General features: G+C 51.8%; 22 protein-coding genes. 19 read left to right on the top strand and 3 right to left on the bottom strand.

Annotation, left to right across the window (positions count from 1 at the left end):
- The first annotated feature begins 42 nt into the window (after positions 1-42).
- Genes Q4A85_RS04455 through Q4A85_RS04420 form a run of 9 tightly spaced genes read left to right on the top strand, consistent with a single transcriptional unit; the run spans position 43 to position 4,868 of the window.
- Positions 43-522, top strand: a complete 480-nt coding sequence (locus Q4A85_RS04455; RefSeq protein WP_303107978.1) for a YmfL family putative regulatory protein — start codon at positions 43-45, stop codon at positions 520-522.
- Entirely contained in the window at positions 500-790 is a 291-nt protein-coding gene (locus Q4A85_RS13220) for an ogr/Delta-like zinc finger family protein (protein WP_368500180.1), read from the top strand. Before Q4A85_RS04455 ends, Q4A85_RS13220 begins: the two co-directional genes overlap by 23 nt.
- A gap of 16 nt (positions 791-806) precedes the next feature.
- On the top strand, positions 807-1,130 hold the full coding sequence (locus tag Q4A85_RS04450; protein WP_303107977.1) for a hypothetical protein: 324 nt from the start codon (positions 807-809) through the stop codon (positions 1,128-1,130).
- 22 nt (positions 1,131-1,152) lie between these two features.
- Positions 1,153-1,656 (top strand): hypothetical protein, encoded by a 504-nt coding sequence (locus tag Q4A85_RS04445; protein WP_303107976.1) that lies wholly within the window; start codon positions 1,153-1,155, stop codon positions 1,654-1,656.
- The gene (locus Q4A85_RS04440; RefSeq protein ID WP_303107974.1) at positions 1,610-1,852 is read left to right on the top strand and encodes a hypothetical protein; all 243 of its coding nucleotides are present in this window, start codon (positions 1,610-1,612) and stop codon (positions 1,850-1,852) included. The genes Q4A85_RS04445 and Q4A85_RS04440 overlap by 47 nt, the downstream gene beginning before the upstream one ends.
- A complete protein-coding gene (locus Q4A85_RS04435; RefSeq protein ID WP_303107972.1) occupies positions 1,852-2,025 on the top strand; it encodes a hypothetical protein in 174 nt (57 codons plus the stop codon). The genes Q4A85_RS04440 and Q4A85_RS04435 overlap by 1 nt, the downstream gene beginning before the upstream one ends.
- Positions 2,012-2,260 (top strand): hypothetical protein, encoded by a 249-nt coding sequence (locus Q4A85_RS04430; RefSeq protein WP_303107970.1) that lies wholly within the window; start codon positions 2,012-2,014, stop codon positions 2,258-2,260. The genes Q4A85_RS04435 and Q4A85_RS04430 overlap by 14 nt, the downstream gene beginning before the upstream one ends.
- 23 nt (positions 2,261-2,283) lie before the next feature.
- Positions 2,284-4,575, top strand: coding sequence for a replication endonuclease (locus tag Q4A85_RS04425; RefSeq protein WP_303107968.1), 2,292 nt, complete (start codon positions 2,284-2,286; stop codon positions 4,573-4,575).
- 32 nt (positions 4,576-4,607) lie between these two features.
- Positions 4,608-4,868, top strand: a complete 261-nt coding sequence (locus Q4A85_RS04420; protein WP_303107967.1) for a pyocin activator PrtN family protein — start codon at positions 4,608-4,610, stop codon at positions 4,866-4,868.
- Positions 4,869-4,898: 30 nt separating this feature from the next.
- Here Q4A85_RS04420 and Q4A85_RS04415 read toward each other — a convergent pair whose 3' ends face one another.
- Positions 4,899-5,120: a hypothetical protein gene (locus Q4A85_RS04415; protein ID WP_303107965.1), complete on the bottom strand. Its 222-nt coding sequence runs from the start codon at positions 5,118-5,120 to the stop codon at positions 4,899-4,901.
- 877 nt (positions 5,121-5,997) lie between these two features.
- Between Q4A85_RS04415 and Q4A85_RS04410 the strand changes: the two genes are divergently transcribed.
- The 7 genes from Q4A85_RS04410 to Q4A85_RS04380 all read left to right on the top strand — a co-directional run bounded on the left by Q4A85_RS04410 (position 5,998) and on the right by Q4A85_RS04380 (position 13,241).
- Positions 5,998-6,132 (top strand): hypothetical protein, encoded by a 135-nt coding sequence (locus Q4A85_RS04410; RefSeq protein ID WP_303107964.1) that lies wholly within the window; start codon positions 5,998-6,000, stop codon positions 6,130-6,132.
- A gap of 25 nt (positions 6,133-6,157) precedes the next feature.
- Complete coding sequence (lepA, locus tag Q4A85_RS04405) at positions 6,158-7,951, top strand: translation elongation factor 4 (RefSeq protein WP_303107963.1); 1,794 nt, start codon at positions 6,158-6,160, stop codon at positions 7,949-7,951.
- Between the two features lie 58 nt (positions 7,952-8,009).
- Entirely contained in the window at positions 8,010-8,297 is a 288-nt protein-coding gene (locus Q4A85_RS04400) for a hypothetical protein (protein ID WP_303107962.1), read from the top strand.
- 188 nt (positions 8,298-8,485) lie between these two features.
- Positions 8,486-9,502 carry a signal peptidase I gene (gene lepB / locus Q4A85_RS04395; protein WP_303107960.1) on the top strand — a complete coding sequence of 339 codons (1,017 nt, stop codon included), beginning with the start codon at positions 8,486-8,488 and terminating at the stop codon, positions 9,500-9,502.
- Positions 9,503-9,752: 250 nt separating this feature from the next.
- Positions 9,753-10,841, top strand: coding sequence for a tRNA 2-thiouridine(34) synthase MnmA (gene mnmA / locus Q4A85_RS04390; protein ID WP_303107959.1), 1,089 nt, complete (start codon positions 9,753-9,755; stop codon positions 10,839-10,841).
- A gap of 53 nt (positions 10,842-10,894) precedes the next feature.
- Complete coding sequence (locus tag Q4A85_RS04385; RefSeq protein ID WP_368500179.1) at positions 10,895-11,443, top strand: GNAT family N-acetyltransferase; 549 nt, start codon at positions 10,895-10,897, stop codon at positions 11,441-11,443.
- Between the two features lie 136 nt (positions 11,444-11,579).
- A complete protein-coding gene (locus Q4A85_RS04380) occupies positions 11,580-13,241 on the top strand; it encodes an AMP-binding protein (RefSeq protein WP_303107955.1) in 1,662 nt (553 codons plus the stop codon).
- A gap of 157 nt (positions 13,242-13,398) precedes the next feature.
- Here the strand turns inward: Q4A85_RS04380 and Q4A85_RS04375 are convergent, their stop codons facing one another.
- Positions 13,399-13,602 (bottom strand): hypothetical protein, encoded by a 204-nt coding sequence (locus Q4A85_RS04375; protein WP_303107954.1) that lies wholly within the window; start codon positions 13,600-13,602, stop codon positions 13,399-13,401.
- Between Q4A85_RS04375 and hisH the strand changes: the two genes are divergently transcribed.
- The 3 genes from hisH (at position 13,601) to Q4A85_RS04360 (ending at position 15,463) form a co-directional block, all read left to right on the top strand.
- Complete coding sequence (hisH, locus tag Q4A85_RS04370) at positions 13,601-14,245, top strand: imidazole glycerol phosphate synthase subunit HisH (protein ID WP_303107952.1); 645 nt, start codon at positions 13,601-13,603, stop codon at positions 14,243-14,245. The genes Q4A85_RS04375 and hisH overlap by 2 nt on opposite strands.
- A gap of 75 nt (positions 14,246-14,320) precedes the next feature.
- Positions 14,321-15,064 (top strand): 1-(5-phosphoribosyl)-5-[(5-phosphoribosylamino)methylideneamino]imidazole-4-carboxamide isomerase, encoded by a 744-nt coding sequence (gene hisA / locus Q4A85_RS04365; RefSeq protein ID WP_303107951.1) that lies wholly within the window; start codon positions 14,321-14,323, stop codon positions 15,062-15,064.
- A 48-nt stretch (positions 15,065-15,112) separates the two neighbouring features.
- Positions 15,113-15,463, top strand: coding sequence for a phosphate transporter (locus Q4A85_RS04360; RefSeq protein ID WP_303107950.1), 351 nt, complete (start codon positions 15,113-15,115; stop codon positions 15,461-15,463).
- Positions 15,464-15,970: 507 nt separating this feature from the next.
- Here the strand turns inward: Q4A85_RS04360 and rpe are convergent.
- Positions 15,971-16,645 carry a ribulose-phosphate 3-epimerase gene (rpe, locus tag Q4A85_RS04355; protein ID WP_303107949.1) on the bottom strand — a complete coding sequence of 225 codons (675 nt, stop codon included), beginning with the start codon at positions 16,643-16,645 and terminating at the stop codon, positions 15,971-15,973.
- Positions 16,646-16,661: the final 16 nt, after the last annotated feature.

Below are 16,661 nucleotides of genomic sequence, written 5' to 3'. Positions count from 1 at the left end.
GATGTGGTGAATGGAAAAAACCAAGATGGGAGTGATTTTGTTATGAATGGAAATTTGATTAACCATGCTTTGCGGGAGATGGCGAAGTCGCCTAATGGGGGTTATGCGACGAGTGCGGTGATGTTGGGGCTTTCGCTGGCGGCTTTGGAGAATAGATTGTATGAGGTTAAGGGGCAGCAGATTAGCATTGAGCAGGCGATGTTGTTGCAGAAGATGACGGAGCGTTGCGATTTTGCGGAAGCGGTGGCGATGCAGTCGGGGGGTGTGTTTGTGCCTGTGCCTGAATTGGATGCGGCGGCTTTGGCGGGGGAAGATATTTTGGTGTGTTTTGTTCGGGCGGTGGAGAAGCTGGGGGCGTTGTCGCAGCAATGGCGAGTGGTTACGGATGATGGGCGGGTGTCGCGGGATGAGTGTGAAGCAATTTTTCGGGCGGCTTATGCTTCGGTGCGTGAAGTGTTGGGCATTGCGGTTTTGACGGAACGTGTGTTTGGGGATTCTGATGGCTTTGAAAAATCGGAATAAGGGGACAACGGGGAATTTTCGGGCGGTGGTGGTGTGCCCGAATTGTGGGACGCGGTGTTTGATTGAGAGCAGCCATAGCATTAGCCCGCGCACGCGGGAATTTCGGGTGCAGTGCCAAAACATGCGCTGCGGGTGGACGGGGGTGGCGACATTGGAGATTATTCGGACGCTGTCGCCACCTTCGCGGCATAACACATTGAATGTGTTACCGCCTGAGGTGGAAGCTGAGTATTTTGAGCGGGCGGAATCGGATGATAGGTTATTTTAGTTTTTGGAGGTGTGTGATGCGTTTTTGGGCTTTTTTGGGGTTGTTGGGTTGGGTGTTGTGGCTGGGGGGCTGCGGGGAGCATCGGGCGGTGGATTTGAATAATGAAGCCGACCAGCGGGTGTTTAGCTTGGGGAGCAATTTGGAAGTGGAAACGAGTACGCGGTTTCAAGTGAAGCGGGTTTCGGTGTTTCAGGATGATTTGGCTTATGGACATCAGCGTGGAATTTATGTGATTTATGACTCGCTGACGGGGCGGGAATTGGTGGGCATCTCGGGGGTGGGGATTGGTGATTTGGGCAAGCATCAAGATGGCAAGGGAACGCGGCGCGATGAGCGTTGATATTTAGTGAAAGGTGTTGATGATGGCGATGAGTGGTGTGGTGGATAAGCATACGGCGGTTTCACGAGCGGCGTTGGCGAATATGCGGGGGATATTGGCGCGAAAAATGGCGGAGAAACCTGCGGTGGATGTGCCGTTGTTGTCTATGCGGCGGGTGGCGAATGACCCTGACGAGCCGATTGATGATGGGGTGTTGGAGCGGTTGTTGTTGAGTTTTGACCAAGCAAACGATTTGGTGTTGCTGCAAGAATTGTGCGCGGTGGTGGTTAAGGTATTGGCGCAGATGAATGCGATTAAAAACAGCCATGAACTGCGCTTGCCCCAGCTTTATTTTTATGAGCTGACGGATTATTTGATGCGGATTGATGTGTTGATTCGGGCGGCAAAAACGGCGGCGCGGCGTTTAGGGGTTGAGCCTGCGCAGCCTAGGGTGAATCGGGATTTTATTGAACGTGTTTTGCAATCGGAAAGGATTAGAGATGAGCTTGGGAAGCGAACCAAACGGCAGCCTGCAAAGGTATGCTAGTAAGCAGCGCGATAAGATTTTGAATCTTGTGAGCTATGGTGGTTTTGAAGTAGAGGCGACGGCGTTGTTTCATAAGTTGGAGGGTGTGCGAGCGGCGGCGTTTTTGTTGGGGGATGAGGAGACGGCTGAGTTTATTAAAGGGATTCTGGAAGAGTTGGAGCGGTTGGATGGTGTGCAGCGGCTAGGGGTGTGTTGATGGCTGATTGGAAATTGGATTTTTATCGTTTTATGGCGGATGAATGGCGGGAGACGGCGCGGGCGGCAAAGTTGGATGGCAATGATGACTTGCTGCGCCATGCTTTAAACGAGATGCGGAATTACACGCGAGCGTTGCCTGTTGAGGAGCAGGGAAATTATGAATTGGGTTAAGGGTGTGTTTTTTGTGTTGGGTGCATTGGGATTGGGGTGGTGGTTGCCATTGGACGATGCGAGTGGCGCGGGAAAGGTGGCGGATGCGGTGGCATATCGCATTGGGGATAAAGCGAAGTGGGATAAGGGAGCGTGGCGGCAATGGGCGGAAGATAGGCGGTCTAGGGAAGTGGAAGCGGCTTATCAGAAAGCGTGGGCGCAGGATGTGATGGCGGGGGTGGTGTTGGAAGATTAGGTTTTGATTTTTGGGTGTTGGTTATGAGTGATTTTGGTGCGCCTTTAACGGCGGTGGTGGGCAAGAGTGAGAGCATTATTGCGAGGTTGCCTGCGGATTTGCGGGAGTTGGCCACGAAAAAGTGGTTGGCTTTGGCGAATGTGAAGCCCAAGCGTTGGGATGATTCTCCACTTTGGCAACGCCAGTTTTATGATGTTGAGAAAGCCGATAATGCGTTGCGGTCGTGGGTTGCGCCTTTTTTTGCTTGTGCCGATGCTTTGCCTTTAGATGTGGAAGCGACGGATGAGGAGATTCGCGATTTTGCAAAACAAACTGGAGATTTGTTTCGTTCGGGGATTTATCAGTTTGGTTGGGATTGGGCTTATTTGCGCAAACGGGCGGTGGCGTTGGGTCTGGATTGGGATGTGGTGTTTGATGGGAAAAGTGAAGTGGGGATTTTGGGGCGGTTGCAGGATGGGGCTTTTTGGAATCGGCAGTTGGGGAAGTTGATTCGCCGTTCACGCGAGCATGTGCGCCGCGCGGGGTTTAATTTGGTAAACAAGCGGGGGCAGCTTTTTTGTTCTAACCGCGCGGTGCGGGATAGACGTGCGCAAAAGCTGCGCAATTCGGCTTTGTTGCAAGCGTTGAGCATGGTTAATGAGCTGGGGGAAGAGTTTTTGCTGGCGGAATTGGTGGAGAAATCTAATGCAAACCCTGCGGTGCGCCGTGCTGAGTTGATGACGCGGATTGCTGGATTTGAAGCGATTGCGCGGGATTTGAACCATGCGGGGGAGTTTTTGACGCTAACTTGCCCGAGCAGGTTTCATCGCGCGCATCATATTTCGGGGGATGTGAATGATAAATATGATGGGAGTTCGCCGCGTGATGCGGCGGCTTATTTGCAAAAGGTGTGGGCGAAAATTCAGGCTGCCTTAAAGCGGGCGGAGATTGGTATTTATGGTTTTCGCGTGGCTGAGCCGCATCATGATGGGTGTCCGCATTGGCATGGGCTGTTTTTTATGGAGCCTTGCCATGTGGATACTTTTCGGCGAATTGTGGCGCGTTATGCTTGCCGCGAAAACCGTGAAGAGTTGGGTTTGGTTTATTGTGAAACGCAAAAAGAAGCTAAGGAATTTGCGCGGACGTTGCAGGCTAAACAGCGGTTGAAAGGGGATAAAGTGCAATCATTGGCTACGATTTTGAATGGCTTGAAAGTGGAAGGGACGTTTTGGGAGCAGGCTGATTGGCGTGTGTTTGGGGACGCGAAAGTGCGGGCGCGGGTGCTGTTTAAGGCGATTGATTGGAATAAGGGGACAGCAGCGGGCTATATTGCAAAATATATCGCCAAAAATATTGATGGGAAAAACAACGCGGGCGATGGCGTGGGCGAAGACTGGGAATCAGCAGACGGGGGAAGCGTGGTGGTTACTGCGGAACGGGTAGATGCTTGGGCTGCGCTTTGGGGCATTCGCCAGTTTCAACAAATTGGCGGTGCGCCTGTGGGCATTTGGCGCGAGCTGCGCCGTGATGGCATGACAGATGGGGATGCGGATAATGTGATTGTTCGGGCGGCGTTGGCTGCGGATAAGGGGGATTGGGGCAAGTTTGTGCATTTGATGGGCGGGGCGTTTGTTTTCCGTGATGCGCTGCCGATTGCGTTGTACAAAGAAGAGGCGCAGATTGATTTGACTAACCGCTATGGCGAACCTGTGGGCAAATTCACGCGCGGGGTGGTGGATGTGGCATCGGGGGAAATTAGGATTTCTCGGATTCATGAATGGGTGGTTGGGTTTAAAAATGGCGGCACAGCCGCCCCTTGGACTTGTGTCAATAACTCTACGAATTTGCAGGTTGAGCCGATGGGGGTTGATTGTGTTAAGAAACGTAAAGATGCGGTGGATATTTCGGCTTTGGGCGGGGATTACCGCGATGAGCTGAAACGACAGTTGAGCGTGTTGGCTCGCGATATGGAGCTTGACCCATTTGTTAAAAATCAGGAGATGGCGTTAATCGAGCAGGCGTTGTGGCAAACGCGACAAGAGCCTGTGATTTCGCCTGAAACGCGAGAGATGTTGGTCGTTCGCGCGGTTGATGAAGCATGGGCGCAACGAGAGCATGAAGTTTATCGTGGGGTGGTGCATGATTATGTGGCGTTGCTGGATGATTTGGCTGATGCGATGCAGCCGCGTTTCAGGCAGCCTGAAAATAGGGTTAAGGCTTCTGAGCTTTGCCCTGGCAAATTGCGCCGTTTTCCTGAGCCTAAACACTACGATAGTGCGTATAGCGTGTTAGCGGAAGCTGCTGATTTGTTGGCAGAAATTGAACAGGATTATTGAATTTAGTGTGAGGTGTTGTGATGGAGCCTAATTTGAATACTGCTTTTGTTTTGACGATGCGCTATCAATCAACGTGCATCCCTTTGGAAGAGGTGCGCCGTCAATGGTTGCCGCATTTGAGCGAGAATGAGATGAGAAAGAAAGCGAGCTGCCAGTCGTTGCCGTTTCCTGTTTTTCGGGCGGACAAAAATTCGCGTAAGTCGCCTTATTTGGTTAATGTTTCAGACGTGGCAGCTTATTTGGATAGCCAAGCGGAGCAGGCGTTGTTTGAATGGAAGCGGGTAAATGAATAAAGGCTGCCTTGGATGGTGGCAGCCTGAATGTTATTTTTGCTGCACTGCCAACCATTCGGCGCAAATTTGTTTGAGAGCTTGGATGTTGGTGCCGCCTACTTGCTCAATGGCGGCGCGGATGATTGCCATGTCATCGGCTTTGCCTTTGACGGTCATTTGGGCATATTCGCCAGTTTTAATTTTTTCTTGATAGAATTTGTTGGCTGTTGCACGGCGCAGCTTTTTGCTGTGTTCGGTATTTGAATTTGCCATTGGGTTATCCTTTATGATAGATTTACGGTTATTGAAAGGGGCACGGTCTCCTTAGTCCGCGCCATGTTGGTTAATCAATCTGATTTTGCTACGTTACCATGCTGGGGAGCTGAGAAGTAACAAAATCGCTAGGATTAAGAACTTAATCATGGATACCTCCTTTCTCTAAACCTAACCTCGCACCATGCGGGGTTTTCTTTTGGGTAGTCCTTAATCTCAATGGTTGTATTATAGGTATTCTGTAATAATTTGTCAATAGTTTAGGCAGCCTGAAACCAAAGTTTTTTTGGGACCAGGCTGCCTTTGTTTGAGCGCGGGGGCGGCGAGAATAAGGAGGGACGTTGCTTAAATTTTAAGCAGATGCGGAGAAAGGAGACGCGGGGAGCGGGGGGGGGCGGTTTGGAATTTTATGGGATGGGACTACCCCCCTGCTGGTCGCGCTGCCCTCCGCGCCTGCGATACCAAAAAAATTTGCAAAATTTATGCAGCCTAAAAATATGCTCAACGCTTTTGAAATTAAGGCATTTGCCTGCATTTTTTACACGCTGGAAATTACTCAAATTTAGGCAAATATTGGCATAATCACGCAACAATTTGCATAAATTGAACGATTATTTTAATTGAACCATATTTGCACCACTATTCCTTACTTGAATATTAATTCATTGTTTTTATTTTAGAAATATCTACTATCTACACAATCTAGCATCGGCGCAATGGATAGCGTGCGCTTGGGGCGGGGGTTTTGCATTTTCAGGCTGCCTATTCACAATCAAAAGGGGGCGGATTTTAGCATTTTCGGCGGGGCGGGTTGGCTACTCTGCTGCAAATCTTTTGCCTGATGCAGCCTGAAAACCTATTTGGCGCAACGTAAACTTTGCCAGCCCAAGGCAGCCCCCATAAACCTTTCAGGCTGCCTAATCATTTTCTGTTAAAATGCCGCGCTTTGCTTACCCCTTTCAGGCAGCCTGAAACGCCGTTTACCACCATTCAAGCCGCCATTAACTCCTAATAATATTCCCCCACCCAAAATGAACATGAACAACATCCGCAACTTCTCCATCATCGCCCACATCGACCACGGCAAATCCACACTCGCCGACCGCTTCATCCAACACTGCGGCGGCTTGGAAAACCGCGAAATGAGTTCGCAGGTTTTGGACAGCATGGACATCGAAAAAGAGCGCGGCATCACGATTAAGGCGCAAACCGCCGCGCTGAACTACAAAGCCAAAAACGGCGAAACCTACCTGCTGAACCTGATTGACACCCCGGGACACGTCGATTTCTCTTACGAAGTGTCGCGCAGTCTGTCCGCCTGCGAAGGCGCGCTGTTGGTGGTGGACGCATCGCAGGGCGTGGAAGCGCAAACCGTGGCCAACTGCTACACCGCGATTGATTTGGGCGTGGAAGTCGTGCCCGTGCTGAACAAAATCGACCTGCCCGCCGCCGACCCCGACCGCGTGGCGCAGGAAATCGAAGACATCATCGGCATCGACGCGGTGGGCGCGGTTACCTGCTCCGCCAAATCGGGGCTGGGCGTGGAAGACGTGCTGGAAGAAATCGTCGCCAAAATCCCCGCGCCGCAAGGCGATGCCGCCGCGCCGCTGCAAGCCGTGATTATTGATTCGTGGTTTGACAACTACGTCGGCGTGGTGATGCTCATCCGCGTGAAAAACGGCAGCCTGAAACTGAAAGACAAAGTGCGCTTCATGTCCACCAAGGCCGAAAGCCAAGTGGAACAGCTCGGCGTGTTCACCCCGAAATCGGTAAACAAACAAGAGCTTAAAGCAGGCGAAGTGGGCTTCCTCATCACCGGCGTGAAAGAGCTGGGGCAGGCCAAAGTGGGCGACACGGTTACTTTGGCCGCCAATCCCGCTTCCGAGCCTCTGCCCGGCTTCAAAGAAGTGCAAAGCCAAGTATTCGCCGGCCTGTATCCCGTGGAAAGCCACGATTACGAAGCCCTGCGCGACGCGCTGGAAAAACTGCAACTCAACGATGCTTCGCTAAAATTCGAGCCGGAAGTGTCGCAGGCATTGGGCTTCGGCTTCCGCTGCGGCTTCTTGGGTTTGCTGCACTTGGAAATCGTGCAGGAACGCCTGGAGCGCGAGTTCGATATGGATTTGATTACCACCGCGCCGACCGTCGTTTATGAAGTGATTCTGAAAAATGGCGAAAAAATCGACGTGGAAAACCCGTCCAAACTGCCCGACATCGCCACCATCGACACGATTATGGAGCCGATTATCACCGCGACCATCCTCGTGCCGCAGGATTATGTCGGCAACGTGATGACGCTGTGCAACCAAAAACGCGGCGTGCAGCGCAATATGCAGTACATGGGGCGGCAGGTGATGCTGACCTACGACTTGCCGATGAACGAAGTGGTGATGGACTTTTTCGACAAACTCAAATCCACCTCGCGCGGCTACGCTTCTTTAGACTATGAATTTAAAGAATTTATGCCGTCCGACCTTGTGAAACTGGACATTATGGTGAACGGCGACAAAGTGGACGCGCTCAGCCTGATTGTACACCGCCAAACCGCCGTGCAGCGCGGGCGCGAACTCGCCAGCAAAATGCGCGAGCTTATCCCGCGCCAAATGTTTGACATTGCCGTGCAGGCTGCCATCGGCGGGCAGATTATCGCCCGCGAAAACGTTAAAGCCCTGCGCAAAAACGTGCTCGCCAAATGCTACGGCGGCGATATTACCCGCAAGAAAAAACTGCTGGAAAAACAAAAAGCAGGCAAGAAGCGCATGAAACAGGTGGGCAATGTGGAGATACCGCAAAGCGCGTTTTTGGCGATTTTGGAGATTGGGGAAAAATAGGGTTTCAGGCTGCCTGAAAATCATTCATTGCCCCCACCTACATCACAAGGAAACCACCATGAACAACAATCTCACCGCAACAGAAAAAACCCAAAATATCGGCATATTAATCGGCACATGGCTTGCCGTTGTCGGCTTGAATACTTTGGCACGGACGAGCAAACCCATGTCGCAAATCATGCAGATGGTCGGCATGGTTGTTATTTTTTGGACAATTCTTGCCGCTATTTTTTCACTGGTGTTTTTTGTAAAAACCCTAAGCGGAAAACGCGACAATTCTTGGAAGGTCATTCTGATTCCCACCGTTTTACTGTGGCTTTGGATGGCTGTTTACGGGAATGTGTAGAAACACAGTAACCGTAGGGTGGGCAACTCGTTGCCCACCATAATCACGCAGCGCGTTACCAAACACGGTGGGCAATAACACCCACCCTACGCTTCCCCTTTCAGGCAGCCTGAAAACCACACCAACCCTATTTTCAGGCTGCCTAAACCACCCCATCCAACCACCCACAACATAAGGAACCCCCATCCGTGAACACCAACTTTATCCTATACGGCGCAATCGCGCTGTTTATTATCGGCGCAGCCATGCTGGCATCGGGCAACAAAAAACGCCTAGCATCAGGCGAATGGAGCAACACTTTGCAGTGGGGCTATCTTTTGATGATGATAGGCGTGTTTGGCATTCTGTCCACAGGCTTGGCGTGGAGTTTTACCGCCGTGCTGCTGTTGTTTACCGCGTTTACAGGCGTGATTTGGCTGTGGCAAAAATTGAGCCATAAAGACAAAACTAAGCCTGATAACAACCATTTGCGTGATTATATGGCGGGTTTTTTCCCCATTATCGCTGTGGTGTTTGTGGTGCGCACGTTTATTGTTGAGCCGTTTCAAATTCCGTCTAGCTCCATGCGTTCGGGGCTGGTGAAAGGCGATTTTATTTTGGTGAACAAGTTTAGCTACGGCATTCGCGTGCCTGTGCTAAACACGGTGGCAATTCCCACGGGCAGCATCCAGCGCGGCGATGTGGTGGTGTTTAACTATCCTGTTGAGCCGCAAAATAATTACATCAAGCGCATTGTGGCGGTGGGCGGCGATACGGTTGAATATAAAGACAAAATTTTGACTGTAAACGGCAAAGCCAGCGTGGATGTTTTGCAGGGCAGCTACACCTATCCCGATGATAGCAACGGCAGCATCGCCCGCCAAGCCGAGCGGTTTCAATCCAGCTTTGAAAACAAGACGTTTGATGTGTTGAAAGTGGACGGTGCGCCATCGGTGGATGCGCCAACATGGAACCACTACCAATCGCTGTTTGCTCAAACGGGCTTTGACAGCGGCTTGCAGCAAAATTGCGAATACGCGGAAGACGGCAGCGGTTTTAAATGCACCGTGCCCGCAGGCAAATATTTTGCGATGGGCGACAACCGCGACAACAGCGCAGACAGCCGCTATTGGGGCTTTGTGGACGATAAGTTGATTGTGGGCAAGGCGTTTATGATTTGGTTGAACACGGGCGAGATGAGCCGCGTGGGGACGATGATTAAGTAAGCAGATTAGGTAGCCTGAAACTCGCTTTTTTCGTTTTCAGGTTGTCTTTGGCTTTGGATGGTTAGCCATGTAGGTCGGGCATTTATGCCCGACGTTTGTTGTGGCGATTAAGATATATAGGTGGTGTTTGTCGGGCATAAATGCCCAACCTACAATTTTGCCCATTTTCAGGCTGCCTATTCGCGCCAGAGTAGGCAGCCTGAAAACCGCTTCATCATGCTAAAATACACGCATCATAAGGACACCCATCATGCAACCCCAAAACATCATTGTCGGCTTATCAGGCGGCGTGGACAGCTCCGTAACCGCCGCGCTGTTGCACCAACAGGGACACAACGTGCGCGGCATCTTCATGCAAAACTGGGAAGACGACAACACCGACCAATATTGCAGCATCAAAGAAGACTCGCTTGACGCGATGGCGGTCGCCGACATCATCGGCATAGACATTGATATTGTGAACTTTGCCGCGCAGTATAAAGACAAAGTGTTCGCCTATTTTTTGCAAGAATACGAAACGGGCAGAACGCCCAATCCCGATGTGCTGTGCAACGCCGAAATCAAATTCAAATGCTTTTTAGACCACGCCATCGCGCAAGGCGCAGAAGCCATCGCCACAGGGCATTACGCCTGCAAAAACGTGCGCGATGGCGTGCATTATCTGCTCAAAGGAGCAGACGGCAGCAAAGACCAAAGCTATTTTCTCTACCGCTTGCAGCCCTTTCAGCTTGAACGCGCCCTATTCCCGCTAGGCGGCATGGAAAAAACCGAAGTGCGCCGCCTTGCCCGCGATTCCAGGCTGCCTACTGCCGCCAAAAAAGACAGCACAGGCATTTGCTTTATTGGCGAGCGACCTTTCCGCGAATTTCTACAAAAATACCTGCCCACCCACAACGGCAACATGGTAACGCCCGATGGCAAAACCGTGGGCGAACACATCGGCTTAACCTTTTACACCATCGGGCAGCGCAAAGGCTTGGGCATCGGCGGCGCGGGCGAGCCGTGGTTTGTGGCAGGCAAAAACATCGCCCGCAACGAGTTAATCGTTGTGCAAGGGCATGACGACCCCCTGCTCTATTCAGGCAGCCTGAAAATGAACCAGCTATCGTGGACGCTGCCCACCAAGCCTGCCGCAGGACGTTACACCTGCAAAACCCGCTACCGCATGGCAGATGCCCCGTGCGAACTGCGCTATTTGGATGACGACACCGCCGAGCTGATTTTTGACGCGCCGCAATGGGCGGTTACCCCTGGCCAATCCGCCGTGCTATACGATGGCGACATCTGCCTAGGCGGCGGCATCATCAGCGAAACCGATAAACCCATTATTGTGAAATAGTTATTGCGAAATAGGCAGCCTAAAAAGCCTGTTACTCATTTTCAGGCTGCCTTATCCAGCTTAACCCCATACAATTCATCCCCATCGCCCTATTAAAACAGCCGCATCTGCGCCAATACGCCCAGCAGCTTTATCAACAAGCCTTTCCCGCAGAAGACCGTTTTCCTTTTTGGGGGCTACGGCTTTTCTCGCTGCGCCCCGCCATCCGCTTTGATGCCATTGTGAACAGCCATCACCAGCCCATTGGCTTGGTTTACTTAATTCATGGCGAAGGATTGCTGTATGTGCTGTATTTCGCCATTGATGCGCAATGTCGTTCGCAAGGCTATGGCTCGCGCATCATCGCCGAACTGGAACGGCAATATCCCAGCGATACCATCGTGTTAGACATCCGCACGCCCGATACCAACGCTGCCGATGCCCTGCAACGCCAAAAGCGTTTGGATTTTTATCTGCGCAACGGCTTTCACATCGCGCCGTTTGAATGGGTAGAAGCAGCGGAACGCTATACTGTTTTGTATAGTCGTTCCACACAGCCTTATACTGCGTTGGCTCGCCTTGCTGTACTACTTGTACTATCTGCGGCTCGCCACCTTGTCTAAGACTGTGTGAAACGACTATATAAAGGCAGCGGCTTTAACCCGCAATCGTTTACCACCTTGCTCACCCAAGCCACCTTTAATCTGGTGCGCCCCAATTTGCAACCCGCCCCATAACCCCACCCCAAGGACACCCAACATGGAAAAAATCTGGCTCAAAAGCTACGAAGCAGGCGTACACGCCGAAATAGACCCCACGCACTACACATCAATGATAGACGTGGTGCAGCAAAGCATTGCCAAATTTGGCAGCCAAACCGCCTTTCACAGCATGGGCAAAGAGCTGACCTATCAACAAATCGGCGAGCTATCCGACCATTTCGCATCCTATTTGCAAAACGTGCTGAAACTGCCGCGCGGCGAGCGCGTGGTGGTGATGATGCCCAATTTGCTGCAATACCCCATCGCCGTGTTCGGCATCCTGAAAGCAGGCATGGTGGTGGTGAACACCAATCCGCTTTACACCCCGCGCGAGCTAGAACACCAGCTTAACGACAGCGGCGCAAGCACCATCATCGTGCTGGAAAACTTTGCCAACACGCTGGAACTGGTGCTGCCACGCACGCAAATCAAAAACATCATCATCGCCAGCGTGGGCGAAATGTTTGGTACGTTTAAAGGCGCGTTGATGAATTTTGTGCTGCGCCACATCAAAAAAGCCGTGCCCAGCTATCAATTAGCAGGCACAACCACGTTTCAGGCTGCCTTAAAGCAAGGCGCAGCACAGCCCTTTAAGCCCGTTGCGCTTACCCGCGACGACCTTGCTTTTTTGCAATACACAGGCGGCACAACAGGCGTTGCCAAAGGCGCGATGCTCACGCACGGCAACATTTGCGCCAACATGATGCAAGCCAGCGAATGGATAAAAGCCAAGCTGGTGGAAGGCAAAGAAGTGGCCATCGCTGCCCTGCCCCTTTATCACATCTTCGCGCTCACCGTGAACCTGCTGCTGTTTTTCAAAGCAGGCGCAAAAAGCATACTCATCGCCAACCCGCGCGATTTAGACGGCTTTATCAAAGAGTTGAAACAGCACCCCGTAACCGTATTCATCGGGCTTAACACGCTGTATCGCGGCTTAATGAACCAGCCCGAATTTAAAACCATCAACTTCACCACATGGAAACTCGCCCTCGGTGGCGGCATGGCAACACAACAATCCGTTGCCGAACAATGGTTTAACCTTGTGCACATCCCCATTGTGGATGCCTACGGCTTAACCGAAGCCAGCCCCGGTGTGTGCGTGAACCCACTCAACGTTACCGAATACACAGGCGGCATCGGCTTGCCGCTGCCCAGCACCGACATCCAACTGCGCGATGGACACGGCGGCGAAGTGCCCATCGGCGAAGCAGGCGAGCTTTGGATACGCGGCCCGCAAGTGATGCGTGGCTACTGGAATCGCCCCGAAGAAACCGACAAAGCCATAGACCCCAACGGCTGGCTGGAAACAGGCGACATCGCCGTGATGAACGACAACGGCTGGTTGAAAATCGTGGACAGAAAAAAAGACCTGATTGTGGTGTCAGGCTTTAACGTTTACCCCAACGAGATTGAAGACATTGTGGCCGCCCATCCCAAAGTGCTGGAAGCCGCTTGCGTGGGCGTGAAAAGCGACAAAACAGGCGAAGCGTTAAAGCTGTTTGTCGTAAAAAAAGACAGCAGCCTAACCGCCGATGAACTCATCGCCTACTGCCGCACCCAGCTCACAGGCTACAAAGTGCCGCGCGATATTGAGTTCCGCGACGAACTGCCCAAATCCAACGTGGGCAAAATCTTGCGCCGTGAACTGCGCGACAGCTAAACCCATAAGGCAGCCTGAAAATGCTATTTTGTTTTCAGGCTGCCTTATCAGTATCAGTAGGGTGTATGGCTTTGCCACGCACCATTTCATTGAACATAGCTAAACGATGCGTGGCAAAGCCACATATCCTACCCAAACGCTTGTTGCTATACTGTTTTCAGGCTGCCCATTTATATCCCCCAAAGGCAGCCTGAAAACGAAACATCAGCGGCTCGCCAACACTTTGGCAAACCACACGCACCCGCTTAACCAACCACTTGGCGACAAACCATCGCCGCTCCACTCGGTTTTCAGGCTGCCTATTCGCACCCCCCCAAAAAGGCAGCCTGAAAACACATCCCATCAGCAAAGACACCCACATGAAAACCATCATCATCGACTACGGCATGGGCAATCTCCACTCCGTGCAAAAATCCGTTCACGCCGCCGCAGAGCGCGCAGGCGTTGATACCCAAATCCAGCTCACATCCCGCGCCCAAGACATCTACGCCGCCGACCGCGTCATCTTCCCCGGGCAAGGCGCAATGCCCGACTGCATGGCGGCGTTAAACCAAAGCGGTCTAGCCGAAGCCATCCGCGACGCGCTGAAAAACAAACCCTTTTTCGGCATCTGCGTGGGCGCACAGCTTTTGTTTGAACACAGCGAAGAAGGCGACACCCAAGGATTAGGTTGGTTTTCAGGCTGCGTAAAACGCTTTGATGCCCACCAAACCGACCCCCAAGGCAACCGTCTCAAAGTCCCGCACATGGGCTGGAACAACGTCCACCAAACCCAAGCGCATCCCCTGTTTGCCCACATCCCGCAGGATGAACGCTTTTATTTTGTCCACAGCTATTACTTCGCCCCCGTGCAGTCCGAAATCACCCTAGCCACCAGCGCATACCCGCAACCCTTTTCCTGCATCGTTGGCAAAGACAACGTGTTCGCCACCCAGTTCCACAGCGAAAAAAGCCACGCCGCAGGCTTGCAACTGTTGCAAAATTTCCTACACTGGCAACCCTAAACCCATAAACACTTAACACTCAACTATGTAAATTTGCTAAAATGAACAAATAAATTACATAGCTTAACCCAAACCATGCAACTTATCCCTGCAATAGACCTAAAAGACGGGCAATGCGTCCGCCTAAAACAAGGCTTAATGGAACAAGCCACCATCTTTTCAGACAGCCCCGCCCAAATGGCGCAGCACTGGCTAGAACAAGGTGCGCGCCGTTTGCATTTGGTGGATTTAAACGGCGCATTTGCAGGCGAGCCCAAAAATTTCCCCGCCATCGCCGAAATTCTCGCCGCCGTGTCCGCGCATATTCCCGTGCAACTGGGCGGCGGCATCCGCGATTTAGCCACCATAGAAAAATACCTAAATCTCGGCTTAACCGATGTCATCATCGGCACAGCAGCCGTTAAAAATCCCCAGTTTGTGCGCGAAGCCTGCCGCGAATTTGCAGGACACATCATCGTGGGGCTGGATGCCAAAGACGGCATGGTTGCCATTGACGGCTGGGCAGTCGTAACCGAACACCATGTTGCCGATTTGAGCCAACAGTTTGAACACGACGGCGTAAACAGCATTATCTACACCGACATCGGCAGAGACGGCATGATGAACGGCGTAAACATTGAAGCCACCATCCATCTCGCCCGCGCGGTAAACATCCCCATCATCGCATCGGGCGGCTTAACCAATTTGGACGATGTGCGCGCCCTTTGCGCGGTGCAGCACGAAGGCATCGCAGGCGCGATTACAGGACGCGCCATCTATGAAGGTACGATTCAATTCAACGAAGCGCAGCAGCTTGCCGATGCTTTAACGACAGCCTGAAAACGCTGATTTAACGATTTCTGAATAAATATAAAAAAGGAAACAATTATGTACGGTTCATTTTTGCTGATTGCATTTATTTTAGGCTTTTGGTGCATTTGGTCGGCTAGCCGCGATGTCAACTCATTGGGCGAAGCGTTGGGCTTTACCGTGTTGGCGATGGTCATCAAAGCAACAATGGAATGGAGCGGGATGCCTGATTTTGACGCGCAGCTTTTAACCACTTGGGGCATTTTGTATTTGTTTACGGTAGCTGTACTGGAAGCGGTTAACCGCCTTTCCGAAAACATGGGGATAAACATGGGCATCGCGCTGGTGGGCTCGGCAGGCTGGTTTTTCTTGGCGAAATATTTATTTAGCGAAGCGGGCATCGCCAAAGTGGCAAGCTGGGTGGGCTAATCGGCAGCCTGAAAATTAAACGTGAGAACACCGTTATTCTGGTTGATGGGAATAACGGTGTTTTTGTTTTGTGGGATGGTTTCAGGCTGCCTTATGGTTCTTATGGTTCAGCAAGAAAGGCAGCCTGAAACGCAGTTCAACGCAGCTATATAGTAAAGGGGCGTAGGGTGTGTGGCTTTACCACGACCATTTAAAAATATCGCGGTGGTGTCCTAAAAAGTATGCTGCTTGTTTTTTAGTAATTTAAATTAGCCAAATTCCGCTGTTTTAACAGGAAATTTTGTACGATAGAAATATCGTTATTGGCTTGACGTTTTATGTCAGCATACTTTTTAGGACACCACCAATATCGCTAAACGGTGCGTGAACAAGCTCACACACCCTACACACATTGAATTAGATATTTCTTGATTGATTTCACTATAAACCGCTTACCCCTATTAACACAGGGCGCAAACCTATTTCAGGCTGCCTTTATCGCTTGGCATCGCTTAACACAGCAACGCGCTACGCCTTCGCCAACTCCGCGCGCATCGCCATAATCACTCCTGCATAATCATCCGCATCAAAAATCGCCGAACCCGCCACAAATGTGTCCGCGCCTGCGGCGGCGGCGGCGGCGATGTTGTCCACTTTAATGCCGCCGTCCACTTCTAGGCGAATGTGTCGCCCGCTGCGTTGCTCATAGGCATCCAGTAGGGCGCGGGTTTGTCGCAGTTTTTCCAGCGTGTGCGGGATAAATTTTTGCCCGCCAAAACCAGGGTTCACCGACATCAGCAGCACCATGTCCAGCTTGTCCAACACGTTTTCCAGCACCGAGACCGATGTGGCAGGGTTCAACACCAAGCCCGCTTGTTTGCCCGCGTCTTTAATCAGCGACAGGCTGCGGTCAATATGGCGGCTGGCTTCGGGGTGAAAGGTGATGATGTCTGCGCCTGCTTTAATAAACGCGCTAATCATGTCGTCCACAGGCTCAATCATCAAATGCACATCAATCGGCGCGCTGGTGTGCGGGCGCAGCGCGGCGCAAATCATCGGACCGAATGTGAGATTGGGCACATAGTGGTTGTCCATCACATCAAAATGAATCATGTCGGCACCTGCGGCGATGACGTTGCGCACTTCTTCGCCCAAGCGGGCAAAATCGGCGGAAAGAATGCTGGGGGCGATGCGGTATTTCATGGCGTGTCCTTTGTGT

The sequence above is a fragment of the Kingella sp. (in: b-proteobacteria) genome (assembly GCF_030527935.1).
In the GTDB taxonomy this organism is placed as follows: Bacteria; Pseudomonadota; Gammaproteobacteria; order Burkholderiales; family Neisseriaceae; genus Kingella_B.
This window is presented reverse-complemented; position numbering and strand designations above follow the sequence as displayed.

What these genes read in the sequence shown, in the direction of transcription:
- Q4A85_RS04455 (WP_303107978.1), top strand. Translation starts at nt 43, where the DNA reads ATGAATGGAAATTTGATTAACCATGCTTTGCGGGAGATGGCGAAGTCG.
- Q4A85_RS13220 (WP_368500180.1), top strand. Translation starts at nt 500, where the DNA reads ATGGCTTTGAAAAATCGGAATAAGGGGACAACGGGGAATTTTCGGGCG.
- Q4A85_RS04450 (WP_303107977.1), top strand. Translation starts at nt 807, where the DNA reads ATGCGTTTTTGGGCTTTTTTGGGGTTGTTGGGTTGGGTGTTGTGGCTG.
- Q4A85_RS04445 (WP_303107976.1), top strand. Translation starts at nt 1,153, where the DNA reads ATGGCGATGAGTGGTGTGGTGGATAAGCATACGGCGGTTTCACGAGCG.
- Q4A85_RS04440 (WP_303107974.1), top strand. Translation starts at nt 1,610, where the DNA reads ATGAGCTTGGGAAGCGAACCAAACGGCAGCCTGCAAAGGTATGCTAGT.
- Q4A85_RS04435 (WP_303107972.1), top strand. Translation starts at nt 1,852, where the DNA reads ATGGCTGATTGGAAATTGGATTTTTATCGTTTTATGGCGGATGAATGG.
- Q4A85_RS04430 (WP_303107970.1), top strand. Translation starts at nt 2,012, where the DNA reads ATGAATTGGGTTAAGGGTGTGTTTTTTGTGTTGGGTGCATTGGGATTG.
- Q4A85_RS04425 (WP_303107968.1), top strand. Translation starts at nt 2,284, where the DNA reads ATGAGTGATTTTGGTGCGCCTTTAACGGCGGTGGTGGGCAAGAGTGAG.
- Q4A85_RS04415 (WP_303107965.1), bottom strand. Translation starts at nt 5,120, where the DNA reads ATGGCAAATTCAAATACCGAACACAGCAAAAAGCTGCGCCGTGCAACA.
- lepA (WP_303107963.1), top strand. Translation starts at nt 6,158, where the DNA reads ATGAACAACATCCGCAACTTCTCCATCATCGCCCACATCGACCACGGC.
- Q4A85_RS04400 (WP_303107962.1), top strand. Translation starts at nt 8,010, where the DNA reads ATGAACAACAATCTCACCGCAACAGAAAAAACCCAAAATATCGGCATA.
- mnmA (WP_303107959.1), top strand. Translation starts at nt 9,753, where the DNA reads ATGCAACCCCAAAACATCATTGTCGGCTTATCAGGCGGCGTGGACAGC.
- Q4A85_RS04380 (WP_303107955.1), top strand. Translation starts at nt 11,580, where the DNA reads ATGGAAAAAATCTGGCTCAAAAGCTACGAAGCAGGCGTACACGCCGAA.
- hisH (WP_303107952.1), top strand. Translation starts at nt 13,601, where the DNA reads ATGAAAACCATCATCATCGACTACGGCATGGGCAATCTCCACTCCGTG.
- Q4A85_RS04375 (WP_303107954.1), bottom strand. Translation starts at nt 13,602, where the DNA reads ATGTGGGTGTCTTTGCTGATGGGATGTGTTTTCAGGCTGCCTTTTTGG.
- hisA (WP_303107951.1), top strand. Translation starts at nt 14,321, where the DNA reads ATGCAACTTATCCCTGCAATAGACCTAAAAGACGGGCAATGCGTCCGC.
- Q4A85_RS04360 (WP_303107950.1), top strand. Translation starts at nt 15,113, where the DNA reads ATGTACGGTTCATTTTTGCTGATTGCATTTATTTTAGGCTTTTGGTGC.
- rpe (WP_303107949.1), bottom strand. Translation starts at nt 16,645, where the DNA reads ATGAAATACCGCATCGCCCCCAGCATTCTTTCCGCCGATTTTGCCCGC.